22 protein-coding genes and 1 tRNA gene are annotated in these 20,514 nt (G+C 57.6%); 14 read left to right on the top strand and 9 right to left on the bottom strand.

The genetic code is table 11. From position 1 onward, the window contains the following. Position 1: 1 nt before the first annotated feature. The 3 genes from BFV97_RS18935 to BFV97_RS05140 are packed head-to-tail and all read right to left on the bottom strand — an operon-like array spanning position 2 to position 2,223. The gene (locus BFV97_RS18935) at positions 2 to 157 is read right to left on the bottom strand and encodes a hypothetical protein (RefSeq protein WP_216635948.1); all 156 of its coding nucleotides are present in this window, start codon (positions 155 to 157) and stop codon (positions 2 to 4) included. A 5-nt stretch (positions 158 to 162) separates the two neighbouring features. Next, positions 163 to 1,005, bottom strand: a complete 843-nt coding sequence (locus tag BFV97_RS05145) for a phosphoenolpyruvate hydrolase family protein (RefSeq protein ID WP_069299274.1) — start codon at positions 1,003 to 1,005, stop codon at positions 163 to 165. A gap of 3 nt (positions 1,006 to 1,008) precedes the next feature. Further along, positions 1,009 to 2,223: a Tm-1-like ATP-binding domain-containing protein gene (locus tag BFV97_RS05140; RefSeq protein WP_069299516.1), complete on the bottom strand. Its 1,215-nt coding sequence runs from the start codon at positions 2,221 to 2,223 to the stop codon at positions 1,009 to 1,011. A 404-nt stretch (positions 2,224 to 2,627) separates the two neighbouring features. On the opposite strand from BFV97_RS05140, the gene BFV97_RS05135 reads away from it, so the two are divergent. The 6 genes from BFV97_RS05135 to BFV97_RS05110 all read left to right on the top strand — a co-directional run bounded on the left by BFV97_RS05135 (position 2,628) and on the right by BFV97_RS05110 (position 8,356). Then, on the top strand, positions 2,628 to 3,938 hold the full coding sequence (locus tag BFV97_RS05135) for an ABC transporter substrate-binding protein (protein WP_069299273.1): 1,311 nt from the start codon (positions 2,628 to 2,630) through the stop codon (positions 3,936 to 3,938). A gap of 97 nt (positions 3,939 to 4,035) precedes the next feature. Then, complete coding sequence (locus BFV97_RS05130; RefSeq protein ID WP_069299272.1) at positions 4,036 to 4,941, top strand: carbohydrate ABC transporter permease; 906 nt, start codon at positions 4,036 to 4,038, stop codon at positions 4,939 to 4,941. A gap of 1 nt (position 4,942) precedes the next feature. Continuing rightward, positions 4,943 to 5,905 (top strand): carbohydrate ABC transporter permease, encoded by a 963-nt coding sequence (locus BFV97_RS05125; protein WP_069299271.1) that lies wholly within the window; start codon positions 4,943 to 4,945, stop codon positions 5,903 to 5,905. Then, positions 5,902 to 6,189, top strand: coding sequence for a hypothetical protein (locus BFV97_RS05120; protein ID WP_069299270.1), 288 nt, complete (start codon positions 5,902 to 5,904; stop codon positions 6,187 to 6,189). Before BFV97_RS05125 ends, BFV97_RS05120 begins: the two co-directional genes overlap by 4 nt. Then, positions 6,189 to 7,289: an ABC transporter ATP-binding protein gene (locus BFV97_RS05115; RefSeq protein WP_069299269.1), complete on the top strand. Its 1,101-nt coding sequence runs from the start codon at positions 6,189 to 6,191 to the stop codon at positions 7,287 to 7,289. The genes BFV97_RS05120 and BFV97_RS05115 overlap by 1 nt, the downstream gene beginning before the upstream one ends. Continuing rightward, positions 7,289 to 8,356, top strand: coding sequence for an ABC transporter ATP-binding protein (locus BFV97_RS05110; protein WP_069299268.1), 1,068 nt, complete (start codon positions 7,289 to 7,291; stop codon positions 8,354 to 8,356). The genes BFV97_RS05115 and BFV97_RS05110 overlap by 1 nt, the downstream gene beginning before the upstream one ends. Positions 8,357 to 8,361: 5 nt before the next feature. On the opposite strand, the gene BFV97_RS05105 is transcribed toward BFV97_RS05110, so the two are convergent. The 4 genes from BFV97_RS05105 to BFV97_RS05090 form a co-directional block, all read right to left on the bottom strand. Continuing rightward, positions 8,362 to 9,348, bottom strand: a complete 987-nt coding sequence (locus BFV97_RS05105) for an NAD(P)-dependent oxidoreductase (RefSeq protein ID WP_069299267.1) — start codon at positions 9,346 to 9,348, stop codon at positions 8,362 to 8,364. 13 nt (positions 9,349 to 9,361) lie between these two features. Beyond that, a complete protein-coding gene (locus BFV97_RS05100) occupies positions 9,362 to 10,060 on the bottom strand; it encodes a FadR/GntR family transcriptional regulator (RefSeq protein WP_069299266.1) in 699 nt (232 codons plus the stop codon). A gap of 1 nt (position 10,061) precedes the next feature. Beyond that, positions 10,062 to 11,231 carry a mandelate racemase/muconate lactonizing enzyme family protein gene (locus tag BFV97_RS05095; protein WP_069299265.1) on the bottom strand — a complete coding sequence of 390 codons (1,170 nt, stop codon included), beginning with the start codon at positions 11,229 to 11,231 and terminating at the stop codon, positions 10,062 to 10,064. Between the two features lie 74 nt (positions 11,232 to 11,305). Continuing rightward, positions 11,306 to 12,193 (bottom strand): sugar phosphate isomerase/epimerase family protein, encoded by an 888-nt coding sequence (locus tag BFV97_RS05090; RefSeq protein WP_069299264.1) that lies wholly within the window; start codon positions 12,191 to 12,193, stop codon positions 11,306 to 11,308. A 329-nt stretch (positions 12,194 to 12,522) separates the two neighbouring features. On the opposite strand from BFV97_RS05090, the gene BFV97_RS05085 reads away from it, so the two are divergent. From BFV97_RS05085 to BFV97_RS05065, 5 genes are all read left to right on the top strand, one after another. After that, on the top strand, positions 12,523 to 13,386 hold the full coding sequence (locus tag BFV97_RS05085; RefSeq protein WP_069299263.1) for a sugar phosphate isomerase/epimerase family protein: 864 nt from the start codon (positions 12,523 to 12,525) through the stop codon (positions 13,384 to 13,386). A 35-nt stretch (positions 13,387 to 13,421) separates the two neighbouring features. Next, a complete protein-coding gene (locus BFV97_RS05080) occupies positions 13,422 to 14,477 on the top strand; it encodes a sugar phosphate isomerase/epimerase family protein (protein ID WP_069299262.1) in 1,056 nt (351 codons plus the stop codon). Then, a complete protein-coding gene (locus BFV97_RS05075) occupies positions 14,477 to 15,613 on the top strand; it encodes a Gfo/Idh/MocA family protein (protein WP_069299261.1) in 1,137 nt (378 codons plus the stop codon). The genes BFV97_RS05080 and BFV97_RS05075 overlap by 1 nt, the downstream gene beginning before the upstream one ends. Before the next feature lie 161 nt (positions 15,614 to 15,774). Then, positions 15,775 to 15,848: transfer RNA gene (locus BFV97_RS05070), tRNA-Gly, on the top strand. Positions 15,849 to 15,901: 53 nt separating this feature from the next. Beyond that, positions 15,902 to 17,719 carry an ABC transporter transmembrane domain-containing protein gene (locus tag BFV97_RS05065; protein ID WP_069299260.1) on the top strand — a complete coding sequence of 606 codons (1,818 nt, stop codon included), beginning with the start codon at positions 15,902 to 15,904 and terminating at the stop codon, positions 17,717 to 17,719. Positions 17,720 to 17,728: 9 nt separating this feature from the next. Here the strand turns inward: BFV97_RS05065 and BFV97_RS05060 are convergent, their stop codons facing one another. Beyond that, entirely contained in the window at positions 17,729 to 18,385 is a 657-nt protein-coding gene (locus tag BFV97_RS05060; protein ID WP_069299259.1) for a YdcF family protein, read from the bottom strand. A gap of 207 nt (positions 18,386 to 18,592) precedes the next feature. On the opposite strand from BFV97_RS05060, the gene BFV97_RS05055 reads away from it, so the two are divergent. From BFV97_RS05055 to BFV97_RS05045, 3 genes are read left to right on the top strand one after another with little or no spacing between them, the layout of a single operon-like run. Further along, on the top strand, positions 18,593 to 18,967 hold the full coding sequence (locus tag BFV97_RS05055; protein ID WP_069299258.1) for an NADH:ubiquinone oxidoreductase subunit NDUFA12: 375 nt from the start codon (positions 18,593 to 18,595) through the stop codon (positions 18,965 to 18,967). 58 nt (positions 18,968 to 19,025) lie between these two features. Beyond that, positions 19,026 to 19,472: an outer membrane lipid asymmetry maintenance protein MlaD gene (gene mlaD, locus BFV97_RS05050; RefSeq protein ID WP_069299257.1), complete on the top strand. Its 447-nt coding sequence runs from the start codon at positions 19,026 to 19,028 to the stop codon at positions 19,470 to 19,472. Beyond that, complete coding sequence (locus BFV97_RS05045) at positions 19,469 to 19,861, top strand: DUF2155 domain-containing protein (RefSeq protein ID WP_069299256.1); 393 nt, start codon at positions 19,469 to 19,471, stop codon at positions 19,859 to 19,861. The genes mlaD and BFV97_RS05045 overlap by 4 nt, the downstream gene beginning before the upstream one ends. A 19-nt stretch (positions 19,862 to 19,880) precedes the next feature. Here BFV97_RS05045 and aat read toward each other — a convergent pair whose 3' ends face one another. Then, positions 19,881 to 20,510: a leucyl/phenylalanyl-tRNA--protein transferase gene (gene aat / locus BFV97_RS05040; RefSeq protein WP_069299255.1), complete on the bottom strand. Its 630-nt coding sequence runs from the start codon at positions 20,508 to 20,510 to the stop codon at positions 19,881 to 19,883. Between the last annotated feature and the right edge of the window lie 4 nt (positions 20,511 to 20,514).

Here is a 20,514-nt window from a genome sequence, read left to right as displayed (position 1 = left end):
GTCAGTCTGCCTTTAGGTCTTCTTTCGGGATGATGCGGAAATCCGGTGCCTCGCGCAGCATCTTTTCCGGTCCGGTAGTCAGGGCCAGACGCCCCCAGTCAAACCCGAAGTTGTCTACGTCATCGGGGTAGGTGAAATATTTATCGGTCTCGCCCATGTGAATTATCCTTTTGATGTCGTGTCGATGGCTTTGAAATCTTTGATCTGGTCGCGGATGGCGGTTTCTGCTGGCAGGCGTTCGGCACTGCTGGCCCCGTAGAACCCGTGGCAGCGGTCGCAGTGTTTCAGCACATGGGCGGCATCATCGGGCATGCTGATCGGTCCGCCGTGGCACAGAATGATCACATCCTCGCGCACTGAACGGGCAGCAGCGGCAATGACGTCAATTTCGGCCACGCAGTCATCCAGCGATTTGGCCGAAGTTGCGCCGATTGCGCCCCCCGTAGTCACCCCCATATGGGCCACAATTATATCAGCGCCAGCCTTGGTCATGGCGATGGCCTCGTCGGGGTTGAATACATAGGGGGTGGTCAGCAGGTCGATGCCATGGGCCTGCTGGATCATGTCCACCTCCAGCCCGTAGCCCATTCCGGTTTCCTCAAAGCTCTGGCGCATCATACCGTCGAACAGCCCGATCGTGGGGAAGTTTTGCACGCCGGCAAAGCCCATCGCCTTCAGTTCAGCCAGAAACTGCGGCATCAGGATGAAAGGGTCAGTGGCGTTCACCCCCGCCAGAACCGGCGTGTGTTTGACAACGGGCAGGACTTCGACCGCCATTTCCTTAACGATCTCGTTGGCATTGCCATAGGCGAGCAGACCCGCCGCCGAGCCGCGCCCTGCCATGCGGTAACGGCCTGAATTGTAGATGATAATCAGGTCGATGCCGCCGGCTTCTTCAGATTTTGCTGACAGACCGGTACCGGCACCACCGCCGATAATGGGTCGGTTGTCCGCGATCATGTTGGCGAATTTTTCCAGAATGCTGGCACGATCAATATAGGGCATGGATTATGGGTCCTGTTGCAGGGATTGAAAGGCGTCTACGGCGGCAGCCGAAAACGCGGGATCATTGATGTGGTGGGGCAGGCGGACGAGTTTACGCTGTGCGGTTTGCTTAAATCTCGCGTCCAGAGTGTCAAAAAGTGCGGCGCTGGCCTCGGGGTGGTGAAACGGTCCATCTTTGATGTCGAGCGCGGAAACCCCGCCTTCGGGGATCAGAAGTGTCACCGGCCCGCGGCATTTGTTGAGCTTGGCCGCGATCCACGCGCCGATTTGCGCGTTTTCGTCCGGCGTGGTGCGCATCAGGGTGACATTTGCGTTGTGGTTGTAAAACAGCCTGTCTGCGAATTTCTCCGGCACGGTATCCGGCGCCCAGAAGTTCACCATATCCACCGCACCGGGCGCACCGACCCAGGGCTTTCGGGCGCGGCACACAGCATCAAGCCGCGCCGGACCGGAAGGCAAAACACCGCCCACCAGTTCGTCGGCAATTTCCGTCAGGGTCATATCCATCACCCCGCACAGATAGCCGCTGTCCAGCAAGCTTTCTAATGTCCGCCCGCCGGTGCCGGTGGCGTGAAACACGACGCAATCGTAATCCGGCTTCATCTGTGCGGTGATTTGCGTGACGCAAGGGGTGGTGACACCGAACATGGACAGGCCGAGCGACTCTTTTTCGACAATCGGGCGCAGGTAGGGACTGGCCGTCATCCCGATCAACGCTTGCGCCGCGTTGTGAAGAATATTGCGGCTCAGGCGGTTCAGTCCGGCCAGATCGGTTACGGAAGGAATGACGATGGTATCGGAACTGCCGATATAGGGCGCCATGTCGCCAGAGGCGAGCGTTGTCACCAGCAGTTTGGGCAGGCCGTAGGGCAGGGCGCGCATCCCTTCGCTGACCATCGCACTGCCACCGCCACCGCCAATCCCGATCATCGCGCTTATGTCATTCTGGCGGCTGATGCAAAAGCGGGCAAAAGCCTCTGCCATCGCTTTGACAGCCGCGCCGCGATCAGAACCGCCCAGCACATGATCCGCACCTTCAGGGTGACAGGCGGCTACCGCCTGCGCCGAAACATCCGCCACATCCGCAGCCTCGGCCGGTTTTTGGGTGGAAAGATCAACCGTCACGACCGGCAACACACCGCGCCGCAGCAGGGTCGCCAGATACCCGAGCTCTTTGGATTTTGTGTCGAATGTGCCGACAAGATAGAGTTTGGACACGTGAAACCCTCCCGTTTCAACCATGGCGCGTTCACGGAAAATCCCACGCCCGCCCCACGTGTTCTCGCCGCTCTCGCTATTATCTGGTCCGGCCAGAGTGGGCAAATTTGCGGCGAGTCGTAAAGCCCTATTTTTTGGAATGCCGAAGGCTTGCAAACGGGTCGTCCGGAGATTTTCAGCTAAAATTAAGGGATTTTGCCTGCTTTTACTGCAGAAGTTGCGATTGGCGGCCTTCAAAACAATTCCTTGACTTGGGGGTTTATCTGGTATTACCAAAAGTAACACGGGAGACGAAAACCCTTGTATTCTGCAATTCACCAAGGGTCGCAGAGCAGGGCGAATGGAGACTAGGAGCCGCAGGGGAAACTGCCGGACGATCACTGCACATTTGGGAGGAACAACTTATGAAACGTAACATGTCTGGCCTGCTTGCCGGGGCCGCGCTTTCGGCTTTGATGGCGACATCTGCCACCGCGGAAGATCTGGTGATATTCTGGGCGGAATGGGACCCTGCCAACTTCCTGCAAGAGCTTGTTAATGAATATGAAGAGGAAACCGGCATTTCGGTGACGGTGGAAACGACGCCTTGGGCGGATTTCCAAACCAAAGCGTTTACAGAATTTAACGCCCGTGGCAGTGCCTATGACATGATCGTGGGGGACAGTCAGTGGCTGGGCGCGGCGTCCGAGGGCGGTCATTACGTGGATCTCACCGAGTTTTTCAAGGAAAACAACCTTGGTGAAGTGATGGCACCGGCGACGGTCAAATATTATGCCGAATACCCCGGTAACTCTGGCAAATACTGGGCCATTCCTGCCGAAGGTGATGCTGTCGGCTGGTCTTACCGCAAGGACTGGTTCGAGGATCCGGCTGAAATGGAGGCGTTCAAGGCCAAATACGGCTATGACCTTGCCCCCCCGAAAACATGGGCTGAACTGACTGATATTGCCGAATTCTTCCACCGTCCCGACGAAGACCGCTACGGCATCGCGATCTATACCGACAACAGCTATGACGCGATGGTCATGGGGGTCGAAAACGCGATCTTCTCTTACGGGGCGGATCTGGGCAACTTTGAAACCTATGAAGTGGACGGCTATGTAAACAGCGACAAGGCGGTTGCCGCGCTGGAGAACTACAAGAAGTTGTACAGCTATACGCCGCCGGGTTGGGCCAAGACATTCTTTGTGGAAAACAATCAGGCAATCACCGAGGGTCTTGTGGCCATGTCGATGAATTACTTCGCCTTTTTTCCCGCACTTTTGAATGAGGCCACCAACCCCCATGCAGCCAACACCGGCTTTTTTGCCAATCCGGCCGGACCGGACGGCGACCAGTTTGCGGCGCTTGGCGGTCAGGGGATTTCGGTTGTGAAATACTCTGAAAATCAGGACATGGCGATGGATTTCCTTGAGTGGTTTATCAAGGATGAGACCCAGAAACGCTGGGCTGAACTCGGTGGGTATACGGCCAGCGCTGCGGTGCTGGAATCTGACGAGTTCCGTCAGGCGACCCCGTATAATGAAGCGTTTTACCAGACCATGTTCAAGGTCAAAGATTTCTGGGCTGTTCCTGAATTTGCGGAACTACTGACCTCTGCCAACCAGCGTCTTTACCCGTTCATTGTCGGGGACGAAGGTACGGCCAAGGAAACGCTCGATGCGCTGGCCGCTGACTGGGAAGCCACCTTCAAGAAATACGGTCGCGGTCAATAACGCTGCGCGATGTGGAACGATCATCAGGGGCGCTGCGGCGCCCCTTATTCCCGAACCACCGTCCATTTGATCAGAACGAGCCAAGAAGGAATGCCCCGTGCCGACGAATAACATGACCCGGCTTGACCCGAATTCTCAGGCGGCCTCCAGAGGGCTTAGCGACCTGTCGATCCGCAACCTGTTTATAATCCCGACCATCGCTTTTCTGATTATATTCAATATCTTCCCGCTGCTCTATTCGCTTGGCTATTCCTTTACGGATTTCCGCGCCTCGACAAACGCGCCTGCGAAATTTGTCGGTCTGCAAAACTACCGCGACCTGCTGAATGATCCGTTTATCTGGAAGAACTTCTCGATCACCGCGAAATATGTGCTGATTTCCGTTACAGGGCAGGTGGTAGTGGGCTTTGGCCTTGCCATGCTGCTGAACCGCGCAATTCCGGCGAAGGGGCTAATTACCACACTTTTGTTGCTGCCGATGATGCTGTCCATGGCCGTTGTGGGGCTGTTCTGGAAGCTGCTTTATGATCCGAACTTCGGGATCATCAACTATTTTCTGGGACTGGGTAAATTCGAGTGGCTTGCCGATCCGGATATGGCGCTTTGGGCAATTGCCATTGTGGATATCTGGATGTGGTCGCCCTTTGTGATGCTGCTGTCGTTGGCGGGCCTGTCTGCAGTGCCAAAGCATCTGTATGAAGCTGCCGAGATTGACCGTGCGGGCAATATCTACACTTTTTTCCGCATCACCTTGCCGCTGGTGGCACCGATCCTGATGATTGCGATCATTTTCCGCACGATGGAGGCCTTCAAGACCTTTGATCTGGCTTATGTGCTGTCCTCCCAGCCCACGACCGAGCTGATTGCCATCCGTCTGTACAAGATGGCGTTTCAGGAATGGCAGACCGGCATGTCTTCGGCATTTGCCTATATCGTGCTGATCATGGTGGTGGCGATTACCAATATCTATGTGAAATACCTCAATAAAGTGAAGGCGCGTTAATATGGCCGGCGTTCAGACATCTGCAGAAAAATGGACCAACCGCACCGCGATTGCCGCCGTGTTTGTTGCCCTGATTATCATGCTGACCCCGATCTATTGGATCGCGGCGACAGCGTTCAAACCCCGTAATCTGGCCACAACCATTCCGCCGACGGTTGTGTACGAGCCGACCGTTGCGCCCTTTGTGAAATTGTTCACCAAACGCAGCCAGTTGCGTGAACAACCCACCCAAGAGGAATACGACAACGCCCCGTGGTGGGAGCAGATGGTGTTCGACGGCGGCGAGAAAGTCGTGCGCAACCGCAAGTCGGGCGAGGTTCGCTCCTCCGGCTATGGCGACCGCTTCAAAAACTCGCTGATTGTCTCGGTCATCTCGACCATTCTGGCGGTGGGGATGGGGACGTTAACCGCCTACGGATTCAGCCGCTTCAAGGTCGCCGGAGAGGATGACTGGCTGTTCTTCATCCTTTCGACACGGATGCTGCCGCCCGTCGTCGTCGCAATCCCGATGTTTCTGATGTACCGCGTGGTCGGATTGAATGACACCCATATGGGGCTGATCATCCTTTATACCGCCTTCAACCTGTCCTTTGCAGTCTGGATTATGAAGGGGTTTATCGACGAGATCCCCCGCGAATACGAAGAAGCCGCCCTTGTGGATGGCTACACCCGCATACAAGCTTTCTTTAAGGTGGTTCTGCCCGAAGCCCTGACCGGCATGGCGGCAACTGCGGTGTTCTGTTTTATCACCGCTTGGAATGAATACGCCTTCGCGCTGATCATGACCAACCGCAACGCGCAGACCGCGCCGCCCTATATTCCGTCACAGGTTGGTTCCGGCCTGCCGGACTGGACCGTGATTGCGGCAGGCACCTTCCTGTTCCTGATCCCCGTGGCAATTTTCACCTTCCTTCTGCGCAATCACCTGCTGCGCGGCATGTCCTTTGGAGCAATCCGCAAATGAGTTTTCGAGAATTGAACTACCGCTTTCTGGCCCCCGGTGCGCAGACGCTGATGATCCTCGGGATTATCGCGCTTTGCCAGCCGTGGAGCGAGTTTTTCCACCGCTACGGGCTGACCATGACGCTGTTCGGACTGATCGCCTTTCTGGTGACATCGAAAATTAGTCCTGACGCCCCAATTCAGGATGATTTCGTCGGGGAAAGCGCCGATGTGCTGGAACTGCATGGGGATGAACCGGACGATGTACGCGAAAAAGGCACCTATAAGGACGGGGGGATCGTCTGATGGCACAGATAGACATGCGCAACGTGCAGAAATTTTTTGGCGCCAATCAGGTGCTGAAAGATCTGGATCTGACAATTGAAGACGGAGAGTTCGTTGTGATGCTGGGGCAATCCGGCGGCGGCAAGACAACGGCGCTGCGGGCGATTGCGGGGCTGGAGACTGTCACCTCCGGCCAGATCCTGATCGACGGGGTGGAGATGCAGGGCAAAAAGGCCGCCGACCGCGATATTGCCTTTGTGTTCCAGTCTTTCTCGCTCTACCCGCATATGACTGTGCGGGAGAATATCTCCTTTCCGCTGCGCGCCGTTCGTATGGGGGCTGCGGATAGGGAAAAGGCGGTGAACGAGGTGGCCGAAGTGCTGCAAATCACCGAGCATCTGGATAACAAGCCTTCCGCGCTGTCCGGTGGGGATATGCAGCGGGTTGCGATTGGCCGTGCGCTGGTGCGTCGTCCCAAGGCGTTGTTAATGGATGAACCGCTTGGCGTGCTTGATGCGAAATTGCGCGAACAGATGCGTGCGGAAATCAAACGCCTGCATATCGCGCGGGGGTCTACCTCGGTTTATGTGACTCACGATCAGGTCGAAGCCATGTCGCTGGCGGATCGCATCGTGATCCTGCATGACGGCGTGCTGCAACAGGTCGGCGCACCGGAGGAGGTCTACCTGCACCCAACCAACGCCTTTGTCGCCAAATTTGTCGGCAGTCCGGTGATGAACATTAATGCGGCGTCATTTGCAGGGGTGAACGGTCAGTCTTCGGTGCTGATCGGCGGGGCCGAAACCGGTTTTCACTTCCCCGAGCAAATGATCAACCATGTGCGCAACACGGGCCAGCCGGTATCGCTCGGCGTGCGGCCTGAGGCGGTGATCCTCTCCCATGAGGCGAAAGAGGGCTACTTGGCCGCGCAGACCAGCAATATCGAACCGCTTGGCAGTCATGACATTGTGGATGTCCTTATCGGGGAAACCGTGCTGCGGGCCCGCACCGAGAGCGGCTACGTCGCGCGGGAAGGCCAGCAAGTGTTTGTAAATATTGATCCGGCGCAGGCCCATTTCTTTGACGGGGCGACGGGGCTGAATTTAAGAGGGGCGAACTGATGGCCGATATTACGCTTCAGGGGATTAACAAAAGTTTCGGACCGAACCGCGCGTTGCGCGATCTGGATCTGGAGATCAAGGACGGTGAATTTTTCGTTCTTCTGGGCCAGACGGGCGCGGGCAAAACCACGACCCTGCGGGTGATCGCAGGGCTGGAGGAACCGGAGTCCGGCAAGGTTCTGATCGACGGTATGGATGCAACCAACTGGAATGCCGCGCAGCGGGATGTAGCGCTGGTGTTGCAGCAATATTCGCTCTATCCGCGGCTGACCGTGCGGGGCAATCTGGAGTTTCCACTGAAATCCCGCACCCAGAACTTCACGCCCGAGCAGATCAAAGAGCGGGTAGAGAAAGCGGCGGAAACCCTGCAAATCACCCGTCTGCTGGATCGTAAGGTAGAGCGTCTGTCGGGCGGCGAGATGCAGCGCGTTTCGATCGGGCGGGCCATCGTGCGCGAACCCCGCGTGTTCCTGATGGACGAGCCGCTCTCGGCGCTGGATGCCAACCTGCGCGACGTGTTGCGGGTAGAGCTGAAGAAGCTGCACAATGAACTGGGCGCGACCTTTGTGTTTGTCACCCATGACCAGATTGAGGCCATGTCTATGGGCGACAAAGTCGGTGTTTTGAATAAAGGCAAGCTGGTGCAGGTGGGCACGCCGTCGGACATCTACGACAATCCGCTCAACACCTTTGTTGCGGGGGCTGTGGGCACACCTCCGATGAACCTCATGGACGGCACACTAGAGGGCGGACAGGCCCGTATCAGCGACGGATTCAGCCTGCCTGTGACCGCCAGTGGCGGGGCCATCGACCAGCCCCTGAAATTCGGAGTGCGGCCCGAAGATCTTGTGCTCGAAAGCGGCGCTCCGGTGCAGGGGCGAGTGTTTGACGTGGAAGATCACGGCGTTATCAAAATTCTGACAATCGACGTGGGGCAGAACCGCCTGCATGCGACCGTCTCAGCACAGATGAAAGTGGCGCTGGATGACGCGGTCCGCTTTGGCTGGAAAGCGGATAAAGTGTTGTTATTCGACCAGAAAAGCGGACGCAATCTGGCCTATGCCTGACACGCTCAGAGCGCGGGAAACCGCGCCTTATAGGTTGGCAGAACCTCCGGATTGCACAGATTATCCGGCGTGTGTCCTGCGAGAATCTGTCCGGTGATCTCCGTCACCTTGCGCCCCAGACGCAGCATGCTTTCCTGCGTAAGCCCTGCAATATGGGGCGTCAGCACCACATTGCCAAGGGCCATCAACGGGTGGTCGATGGGCAGGGGTTGCTTGGCGAAAACGTCTATCGCCGCGCCGCCCAAATGCCCCGATTGCAGCGCTTCGATCAGGGCGTCTTCTTCGACCACAGGGCCGCGCGCAACATTCACAAGGATTGCGCCCGACTTCATGGACTGGATCGCCGCCCTGTCGATCAGGCCGCGGGTAGCATCGGTCAGCGGACAGCTGAGCACCAGAATATCAGCCCGTTTCAACAGCTCGGGCAGGGACACAGACTCCACAGTTTCAGGCAGTTTATCAGGGCTGCGCGTGTGGGAAATCACCGACATGCCAAAGCCGTTTTGCGCCATGCCCGCCAGGGCCGTGCCGATATTGCCAAACCCGAGGATGCCAAGGGTGCGACCCGAAATTTCCTGCCCGAAAGCCGCGTGGCGGCGGCCGTGTTCCCAGCCCCCTTCATGCAGGTCCCGCGTGACCATCGGGTTTTTGCGCAGCAGCGACATGGCCGACCAGATGGCGTGCTCTGCTACCGTCACCGCATTGGCACCGGGCGCGTTTGTGACCATGACGCCGGCTTCGGTGCAAGCCTCCATCGGAATCATATCCAACCCTGCGCCGTGACGTACAGTTGCCATAAGACCTTGTTCCCGCGTGACAATCTCGGGTGGGATCGGGGCGCGCACGATGATGATATTCGCTCCGACACTTTCCGCAAGGATTGCCTCGGGTGTGGGGGCAGAGGCGGTTTTCAACGTGCCAAGACGGGCCAGATCGGTGGTCACGTCAGGGTGCAGGCTGTGGGTTGAGAAAATCACAGGGGTCTCGGGCATAACAGGGCTCCGGTTAGGTGGGGGTGGTGTCACCGGCGGGTTCCAGCAGCTCTGTCCAGTAGCTGCGGGCATTGCGCAGATGGGAATTCATCAGCGCCTTAGCCAATGTCCCGTCCCGGTGGACCAGCGCATCGAAGATTTGCATGTGATCCGCATGGGATTTGCGGCTGCGCTCTTCCTTTTCAAAATAGACCGGCAGGCGGTTCTCGCTCAGGACATAGAAGGTAGAACAGATGTTGTGAAAAATAGAGTTTTGCGTCGCCCGCACGATTTCAAGGTGGAATTCATGGTCGAGCCCCAAAAGCCCTTCGCCGTCAGCAATCCGTTGTTCCGAGGCTTTCAGTATCTCGCGCAGACGTTCAAAATTTTCCTCTGTCGCCCGTTCAGCCGCCAGCTCTGCTGCCTGAATTTCATGGATTTTACGCACTTCAACCGCTTCGTAAATCTGTAGCGGCTCCAGCGGGATGCCGGCGCGGGCATAAAAGGCCATCTGCTCGATCCCGTGCTGGTTTTCCCGCACGTAAATCCCCGATTTGGCACGCCGTTCGATCAGCTCCATCGCTTCGAGAATGGCCAGCGCCTCGCGGATTTGCCCGCGGCTGACTTCAAAATGTTCTGCCAGTTCCCGCTCTGAGGGCGCTTTGCCCGAGTTGGATTTTGCCACCTTCAACAGATAGCTGGCCAATGTGGGAAGGAACTGATTTTCCTGCATTTTACCCCTGAATAGCGTAGGCTCTGACGGCGGCCTCGTTCATATCTAACCCTATACCCGGAGTTTCGGGAAATGCAATCATACCATCGCTGACAGTGACGGGTGCGTTGGATAATTCATGGATCATCGGATTAGCCCCGAGCGAGAATTCAACGGTAAATGCCGCAGGAGAGGCGGCGCAGACCTGAAGCCCTGCAAAGAAACAAGGTGCACCCGCCCAAAGATGGGGGGCCAGTCGCAGGTTAAAGGCGCTGGCCAATGTGCCGATTTTCATGGCCTCGGAAATACCGCCGCAATTGGCCGGATCGGGCTGGAAAATATCCACCGAGCGCAGGGTCGCGAGATCGCGGAAATCAAAGCGGGTCGACTCGGATTCTCCTGCCGCGATGGGGATATGGGTGCTGGCCCGCAATTCGGCCATGCCCTGTTTGTCGTCTCCGCTCACAGGTTCTTCAAACCACGCCAGATCCGCATCGCGGCACAAATGGGCAAAGCGTCTGGCACCTGCGACGGTAAAGGTGCCGTGGGCGTCAACCATAATCTCCACATCCGGCCCCAGCGCCTTGCGTGCCGCGAGAACCCGCTCTGCGGAGCCATGCGGGGAAGGGTCCATCGCGCCGACCCGCATCTTCACAGCCCTGAAGCCGCCTTTGTCGATATAGGATTGTAATTGTTCGCCAATATTGTCCTTATCGGCCCAACCCCCCGAAGCATAGGCCTGCATCCGGTCCGCCTTGCGCCCGCCCAAAAGCTGCCAAACAGGTTTGTTGTCGGATTTCCCAAGTATATCCCAAAGCGCAATGTCGATGGCGCTGATTGCCGCGATGGACATGCCGCGCCGCGCGAAATCGGGCATGGAATGGCCCGCCAATGCAGATTTCTCTGCCCGCACGCCGTTATAAAGATCCTCCCAGACGATTGAAACATCCGCCGGATCGCGGCCGATGATGCGGGGGCCGAATTCGTGATTGAGCAGATGCACCAGCGTCCCGTAATTGCCCGCACTGCCCGCCGCATTCTTGCCTTCGCCCCATCCGACAAGACCGTCGTCGGTTTCCAGCCGCAGGATCGCTGCATCAAAGGTGCGCAGACGACCGAAATCGCTGACATGCTGTTGTTCGGTTTCGATTGGAATCTGCACCCACCAGGCCTGAGCCGACTTTATGCGCATGATGTATCCTCGGGTTATTTGAGCCGGACGCGCAGGGAGTTGACGCGCCCGGACAGGAACAGGGCGGACCCCGTTTACTTCATCAGCGGCAACAGTGTTTCCGCAGTGATTTCCATCTGCCGGGCGTAGAAATCCTCGGACAACAGGGAAGAACCGTGATCCTCAATGAACTTCAATTGCTCGGGGGAAATATCCACCGGATTTTTCTCGACCATATCGGGGTAGGGCGCAGCCGGAGTGCGATCGACCGGCGCGACAAACTCATTGGTCAGTGCACCGTCATAGCCGATTTCCTTTAGGGTGCCGACGATTTTGGGCCAGTCCAGATGGCCGAGACCAGCGGCAAAACGGTTGTTGTCGGCCACGTGGAAGTCGAACAGACGATCACCGGCAAGACGGATCGCGTCATATATATCGTCTTCTTCAATATTGAGGTGAAACGCATCAAGGCACACGCCACACTCCGGACTGACCGCATCCGCCAGCGCCAGCGCCTGTGCGCAGCGGTTGAACAGATAGGTTTCAAAGCGGTTCAGCGGTTCCACGGCGATTTTGACGCCGACTTTCTTTGCGTGATGGAAACATTCCCGTGTGGCATCGACCACCCATTTCCATTCCTCTTCCGGTGTGCCGTCGGGGACAACCTTACCCACGGTTGCGGGCACTAGTAAGATAATCTCGCCCTCCAGCTCTGACACCATAGTGAGCACGTTTTTGACGTAATCGACCGTGCGCTCCCGCTGGCCCTGATCCTTTGCTGCAAGGTTGCGATCGCCCAGTGTCAGGGTCACAGCACCCCAGCACCGCATGCCGGTATCTTTCAGCAGCGCGCGGGTTTCCTTGGTATCGTATTGATCCGGCTCGCCCGAAATCTCGATGCTTTCATAACCATATTGCTTGATCCGGCGTACCGTCGTTTCCAGCGGTTCCGCCCGCATCCAGTTGTGTGTCGAAAGATGCATTCCTGTCCTCCCAGAAGGTCTGTTTCACACCCGTATTGTCCCGCCGTGTCATCGTGTTTCGGTCGGGAAGTGTGTAAATTGGTTAGACCAGATAGCATTGAATTTTCCAAACGGTCAAGGGCTGGTTTTCGGCTTTATTCGCGCATTCTCTGCGCTCAAGGCGATATAATGGCTTATATTGTTATGAGTAGAGCGGCTGCGGTGTCTGGTTTGTTGATAAATTCGCTTTGACCTGCTCGCCAATTTTGGTATGACCAGTTATAAGGCGCATCCGGGTCCAAGGATCAGGCTTGTGAAGCTGCAACAGAGGCGATGCCAAGGGAATAATGATGAAAATCGGAATGTGCATGTTTCTATGGACCACCCGCATCACGCCACAGCACGAATCCCTGTTAACGGCCCTCCGCGACACCGGATTTGACGGGGTGGAGATCCCCGTTTTCGAAGGCACGCCCGAGGAGTACCGGCAAATCGCTGTCATGCTTGACCGGATCGGGTTAGAGCGCACGGCGGTCACGGCGATGGGGGATCCTTCGGTGAACCTGATTTCACCGCAGGCCACCACGCGCAAGGCTGGCGTGGACTATATGGACTGGGCGCTGGAATGCACCGCCGCGCTGGGGGCGGATCAGATCAGCGGGCCGCTTCACTCCACGCTGGGCCTGTTTAGCGGCGCGGGGCCGACAGGGGCCGAGCTCGACTATTTCCGCGATACCCAGTTGCAGATCGGGGATTTGGCGGCAGGTCATGGGATTGTGGTCGGGCTGGAAGCGCTGAACCGTTTTGAATGCTATCTGTTCAACACAATGGATGCGCTTTGCGATCATCTGCGAGCGCTCGACCATCCCAATATCACCGCCATGTACGACACGTTCCACGCCAATATAGAGGAAACCGATCCGGTCGGGGCGCTGATCCGCAACTCCGATATGATCAGCCATATCCACATCTCCGAGAATGACCGTGGCGTGCCGGGGCGGGGAAATATTTCGTGGGCCGAGACTTTCGCGGCAATTGCCCGGAGCGGATATGACGATTGGCTGACGATAGAGGCCTTCGGGCGCGGGCTGCCCGACCTTGCCGCCGCCACGAAGGTCTGGCGCGATTTTGCCGACAGCCCCGAACAGGTCTACCGCGAGGGGTATGCCCATATTCGCGCCTGTATGGATAAGGCGGGCCTGACGGTGCTGTAAAATTACCAAATGATAGGAATGAGGGAGGAAACATCATGAAGACCATCAAAGGGCCGGGCCTGTTTCTGGCACAGTTCGCGGGTGACGAAGCCCCGTTCAATTCTTGGGATTCGATCACCAAATGGGCCGCAGATTGCGGCTATAAAGGGGTGCAGGTGCCCAGTTGGGATGCCCGTCTGATTGATCTTGAAAAAGCTGCAACATCAAAAGATTACTGCGATACCTTCAAGGGAAAGGCACAGGAAAACGGGGTGGAGGTAACAGAGCTTTCGACGCATCTGCAGGGTCAATTGGTGGCGGTGCATCCAGCCTATGACACTGCCTTTGACGGCTTTGCCGATCCTTCCGTGCACGGTGATCCCAAGGCGCGGCAGGCTTGGGCGGTGGATCAGGTGAAAAAGGCGATTTCTGCCTCTCGTCATATGGGGATCACGGCCCATGCGACCTTTTCGGGCGCTTTGGCTTGGCCCTATGTCTACCCTTGGCCACAACGACCCGAAGGGCTGATTGAAACCGCCTTTGACGAACTGGCCGCCCGCTGGCGTCCGATTCTGGATCACGCTGATGAAAACGGTGTTGATATTTGCTATGAAATCCATCCCGGCGAAGACCTGCACGATGGTGTCACGTTTGAAATGTTTCTGGAGCGGGTAGACAATCATCCCCGCTGCAACATGCTGTATGATCCGTCCCATTACGCGCTGCAATGCCTTGATTACATTGACAACATCGACATTTACAAAGACCGGATCAAGATGTTTCACGTCAAGGACGCAGAGTTTAATTCAACGGGGCGGCAAGGCGTTTATTCGGGCTATCAACCTTGGGTCAATCGCGCGGGGCGGTTCCGTTCGCTCGGGGATGGGCAGGTGGATTTTGCAGCGATCTTTTCCAAAATGGCGGCGAATGACTTTGACGGTTGGGCCGTTGTGGAATGGGAATGCTGTCTGAAGCATCCCGAAGACGGGGCACGGGAAGGGGCGCAATTCGTGAAGGATCATATCATTCGTGTGACGGAAAAAGCCTTTGACGATTTCGCAGACGGGGGCGCGGATGAGGCCGCAAACCGCAAGATGTTGGGGATAGGCTGATGGCGGAACGGATCAGATTGGGCATGGTCGGCGGTGGCAATGACGCTTTTATTGGCGGGGTCCACCGCATTGCCGCGCGGATTGACGACAGGTTTGAACTGGTGGCAGGGGCGCTGTCCTCTACCCCTGAAAAGGCAAGGGCGAGCGGTGCGGCCCTTGGCCTTGCGCCGGATCGCACCTACGATGACTTCAAGCAGATGGCAATCCGCGAGGCACGGCTGAAGAACGGGATCGAAGCAGTGTCGATCGTGACGCCAAACCACGTCCATTACGCTGCCGCGCGGGAGTTTCTGAAACGGGGCATCCACGTGATCTGCGACAAGCCGCTGACCTCTACTCTGCCTGATGCGCGCAAATTGGTTAAAGCGGCCGAAGCATCTGACGCGCTGTTTGTGCTGACCCATAATTACACCGGTTTTCCAATGGTAAGGCAGGCGCACGAAATGATTGCTTCTGGCGAATTGGGCGAAATCCGCGTGGTGCAGGTGGAATATCCGCAGGACTGGATGACCGAGGAGGTGCACAACAAACAGGCCGACTGGCGCACCGATCCGGACCGCAGCGGGGCAGGCGGGTCTATCGGGGATATTGGCGTCCATGCCTATAACCTCGCCTGTTTTGTGACGGGGCTGGAGCTGGAATCCCTTTCCGCGGACATGCAGAGCTTTGTTGCGGGGCGGCGGGTGGATGACAACGCCCATGTTCTGTTGCGCTGGAAAGGCGGGGCGCGGGGCATGTTGTGGAGTTCGCAAGTCTCACCGGGCAATGAAAACGCGCTGAGGTTGCGGGTTTACGGCACCAAGGGCGGGCTGGAATTTGCGCAGGAAGACCCGAACTATCTGTGGTTCACACCCTTTGGAGAGCCAAAGCGCCTGATCACGCGGGGCGGGGCCGGGTCCGGTGCTGCCGCGAACCGAGTTTCGCGCATTCCGCCGGGTCATCCCGAAGGCTATCTCGAAGGATTCGCCGCCATCTATACCGAAGCAGCCGAAGCGATACTCGCCCGTCGGAATGACCAGCCAATCCCGCAGGACGTGGTTTTTCCCACCGTGCAGGACGGATTGAAAGGCGTTGAATTTATTGACGCCTGCGTGCGGTCCTCTGGGCGAAATGCCGCATGGGTGGACCTGCCGTAACGCCGTTTTCACCGCAATTTTTGAAGAAATTTTCAGTATATATTGTAAAGGCTGCATCTATTGGCGTGGGTGCAGCCTTTCATTTTTTTAAACCGGAAGAAACTTTGTGAAAACTGTTTCTTGACCATCCGCAGGCTTTGAAATAGTACCTGAAACTCGGCGCGGGTATGGTGAAATGGTATCATAAGAGCCTTCCAAGCTTAAGGTGCGGGTTCGATTCCCGCTACCCGCTCCAAATCCACCCTAATACACTGTTAAGGTGGCGAACTGCGGACCGCCGGAGTAAGCATGGCCCAAGATAAGAGCATGTCAGCCGACCCGCAATCCCGTGAGAAATCCAAAACTGTCGGACCTTTGCGCGGGCTTGCACCTTTCCTGAAGCCTTATCGCCTGATGATTGCGCTTGCAGGGGTGTCGCTGGCTGTTACTGCCGCGCTGTCGTTGTTGCTGCCTCTGGCTGTGCGCCGTGTGGTGGACGGTTTTTCCACGGGGTCTACCCAGTTGATGGACCAGTATTTTGGCGCAGCGATTGCGATTGCCGGCTTGCTGGCGGTGGGAACGGGGTTTCGCTATTACTTCGTTACGCGGTTGGGCGAACGCGTCATCGCGGATATTCGCAAGGCCGTTTACACCAAAATGATCGGGATGAGCCCCGCTTTCTTTGATAAAGTCATGACGGGCGAAGTGCTGAGCCGGATCACCACCGATACCACGCTTATTCAATCGGTTATCGGGTCTTCCGTTTCCGTTGCCCTGCGCAACGTGCTGATTTTCTTTGGCGGTCTGATCCTGATGATGTTTACCTCTGCCAAGTTGACAGGGGCGGTTCTGTTGCTGGTGCCCTTTGTGCTGGTGCCGATTCTGGTGCTGGGGCGGCGGGTGCGCCGGTTGAGCCGTGAAAACCAGAACAAGATCGCGGAAAGCTCCGGCAATGCCTCCGAGACCCTGCTGGCTGCAACGACAGTGCAGGCGTTTACCCATGAAAGGCGCAGCCGTGCGCGGTTTGACACGCTGACCGAAGAAGCCTTCGACGCCGCCCGCCAACGCATCGGTGCCCGCGCGCTGACAACGGTAATCGTGATTTTCCTGATCTTTACAGGCATCGTGGGCGTGCTGTGGATGGGTGCGCGGGATGTGCGGGCCGATTTGATGAGCACCGGCGCACTGGTGCAATTCGTGATCTATGCGGTGCTTGTGGCAGGATCCGTTGCGGCCCTGTCCGAAATCTGGAGCGAGTTGCAACGGGCTGCCGGCGCGACCGAGCGATTGGTGGAATTGCTTCAGGCCGAAGATCCGGTTCAGGATCGTGCGGATGCGGCGCAAATGCCTGCCGCAATCACGGGTTCGGTCGCATTTGAAAACGTCACGTTCCGCTATCCCGCCCGCCCCAAAGCGCCCGCGCTAGAAGGGTTCTCTCTGGATGTGAAGGCGGGGGAAACTGTGGCTCTGGTCGGTCCTTCGGGTGCCGGAAAATCGACTGTTTTCCAATTGTTACTGCGCTTCTTTGATCCCGATCAGGGGCGCATAACCCTTGACGGGATGGATATTGCCAGCCTGCGCCGGGATGGGTTCCGCCATCATCTGGCCTATGTGCCACAGGATCCGGTGATCTTTGCCACCTCTGCAATGGAGAACATCCGTTTCGGCCGCCCCGATGCAAGCGATGCCGAAGTGATTGCCGCCGCCAAAGCCGCCGCAGCGGACGGGTTCCTGACCGCTTTGCCCGAAGGCTATGACAGTTTCGTCGGAGAGCGGGGCGTCATGTTGTCGGGCGGGCAAAAACAGCGGATTGCAATTGCCCGCGCCATCCTGCGGGACGCGCCTGTGCTGCTGCTGGACGAGGCGACCTCTGCGCTCGACGCCGAGAGCGAACAGGCCGTGCAACAGGCGGTAGACCGTCTGGCGGCGGATCGCACAACGCTGATCGTGGCCCATCGTCTGGCCACGGTGAAACGGGCGGACCGGATTATCGTGCTTGATGGCGGGAAAGTGGTAGCTCAGGGCACCCACGACGCGCTGGTGGCGGAAGGCGGGCTTTATGCACGGCTTGCGCGTTTGCAGTTCACCTCCGGACTGGATGATGTGATCAGCGAGAAAGCGGGGTAGGCGCGGGGGCTAATAGAGCAGGGCATCGCGGTCCGCACGTGCCAGACCGGACAGTCCCGCCGCCTGCCATATCAGATACCGCGCCCCGTTGAACCAGTAAGCCAGTGATTCCCGCAGCACCATTTTGACGCCGCCAATCACACTGTCGCCTCTGAACCTGCGGGCGTGGACCAGCGTTATCTGTTTTGCGCCGAAAGCTTTGAAACTGGCCCAACTTCGGGGCAGGTGAAACCCTTCTGTTACAAGAATGATATGCGCAGCCGCCTGCCAGTCTGCGCGGCTGAACAGGGCGTTTTGCAGGGTGGAATGGGATCGGGTTTCCGTCAGGATGGCGGCTTGCGGCACGCCCTGCTCCCTTGCCCGCTGCGCCATCTGACGGCCTGCTGCCGGTGCCCCTGCAACCAATGCGCCGCCTGTAAACAGGATTTGCGGCGCTGCCCCTGCCTGATAAAGCGCCACCCCCCGATCCACCCGCACCGTGGTCGAGCGGTGCAATCGCCCCTCCGCTGACATGCCACCCCCCAAAACCACGATCATATCCGCCTCTGGCATCGCGGGTTCCCACAGGGGTTGCAGCGTCGCAAAGCCTGTCACAAAAACCACTGTCAGCAGGTAAATCGACAGAAGAACCGCCAGCACACGGCGAAAGATTGCAAGAAGCGCCATAGCCTTCCCTTTGCGACTGAAAACACACCTCCAAGACTGGACGCGTGGCGCGGAATAGGCCATATAAGGCCCAGCTAGACAAGTGTAAGCTGCCACCCGACCAGAAGCTGACAGGGCAGGCAACACATGACGATCCGGCAGATGAATGGCTGGCAAAGGCAGGGCTGACGGTCCCGCCTGATCCGGTAGCAGCAAAAGAGTAACGTGATGAAGTCTATCCTGCGATTGTTTACATGGTGGAACGGCCAGACCCTGAACACACAGTTCTGGACGTGGCGCAATGGTGTCAAAGTCGGCGCAGACGATGAAGGCAACCAGTTCTACGAGAACAAGGACGGGTCACGACGCTGGGTGATTTACAACGGCGAGGCCGAGGCCAGCCGCATTTCCCCCGAATGGCACGGCTGGCTGCACCAGACCTATCAAACGCCTCCGACCGAAGCCCCTCTGCCCCGCAAAAAATGGGAAAAAGAGCATCTGGAGAACTTGACCGGCACGCCATTGGCCTATGTCCCAAGTGGCAGCCTGCGCTCTCCGACACCGCCCCACCGCGCGGATTACGAGGCATGGCAACCTGAATAAGCCCGCGCGGTTTATCACAGGTTTTTACAGTCAGCATCCGCTGGGATAGGGGGTCATAATGGCAAACAGTGCAGCAGAAACAGCAATCGGCGCCGTCGTTCTGATCGCGGCAACCGGATTTTTGTATTACGCCGCCAATGCGGTTGGCGTGTCGGGCACCGGCGACAGCTACACGGTGAACGCCTCTTTCCGTTCGGTTGAGGGGATTTCCCTTGGCACCGATGTGCGGTTGGCGGGCGTGAAAATCGGCACTGTCACAGGGCTGGACCTGAACCCGCAGACCTTCCGTGCGGAAACGGCGCTGGCAGTGGGCAAGGATATTGTGCTGCCCGATGATTCCTCGGTGGTGATTGCCTCTGAGGGTTTGCTCGGTGGAAACTATGTTGAAATCGTCCCCGGCGGTTCGGAGTTCAATCTCGAAGACGGCGGAGAGCTGCTGGACACACAGGGCGCGGTCAGCCTGATCTCGCTGCTGCTGAAGTTTGTGAGCGGCTCTTCTGAATGAAGCTGCTGTCGCTCTTATGTGCTGCTGTGATGGTGCCGGTTGTGGCCTTGGGTCAAAGCTCGGTCAAGACCAAGCACGGTGACATTGTGCAATTGCGCGCCCTTGATACCATCACCGGCGAGGTCGAAGACATTGATTTGCCCGTGGGGGACACCACCGTTTACGAACGTCTGATGGTGTCTGTGCAGGATTGCCGGTATCCGGCGGGGAATATTTCCGCAGATGCTTTTGCCTATCTGGTGATCCGCGATGTACGGGAAAACCGCCCCGCGTTTGAGGGATGGATGATCGCCTCCAGTCCGGCACTCTCCGCGCTGGAACATCCCCGTTATGACGTATGGGTTGTGCGGTGCAAACTGGCAGACGCGGCAGAGCAGGGTAGCGATTAATCCCGCTTTGATCAGAAGCCTAAGGTTTCAGATCCGCCAGCAACTGCGTGGCGTCGGGCGTGGCCGCCGCGCCGAATTCTGCCCGTATCTCCAAAGCTTTACCCAACTGTAGATGATAGGTCGCCCGCGGAATTTCTACCGCCCCGAGGCTTTGCAGATGGCTGGTGATGAACTGGGTGTCAAACAGGCTGAACCCGCCAGCACGCAGACGGTGCACCAGATAGGCCAGCGCGATTTTCGATCCGTTGGTGGCCTTGGAGAACATGCTTTCCCCGAAAAACGCGCCGCCCAGCGTGACCCCGTAAACGCCGCCGATCATCTGATCGTCCCGCCAGATTTCGAGCGAATGGGCCAGTCCCAAGTCGTGCAACGTACAGTAAAGTTGGAAGATTTCGCCGTTGATCCATGTCTCGGGCCGGTCGGCACAGAGTTGCAGCGTCAGGGCAAAGTCGCTGTTGATCCGCACGGAATAATCTTCCCTGCGGATCGCTTTGGCCAGAGAGCGCGAGATGTGGAACCCGTCCAGAGGCACAACGCCCCGATCGGTCGGGTCTACCCAGTAAATCTCGGTGCTGGCGGCGGTGTCTGCCATCGGGAAAACCCCGCTGGCATAGGCCCGCACCAGCAGCTCTGGTGTTACGTCTGACACGGGA

This window comes from Neptunicoccus sediminis, from assembly GCF_001719615.1.
In the GTDB taxonomy this organism is placed as follows: Bacteria; Pseudomonadota; Alphaproteobacteria; order Rhodobacterales; family Rhodobacteraceae; genus Amylibacter; species Amylibacter sediminis.
Note: the sequence above shows the minus strand (reverse complement) of the source record. Positions and strands in the feature narration are given on the sequence as shown.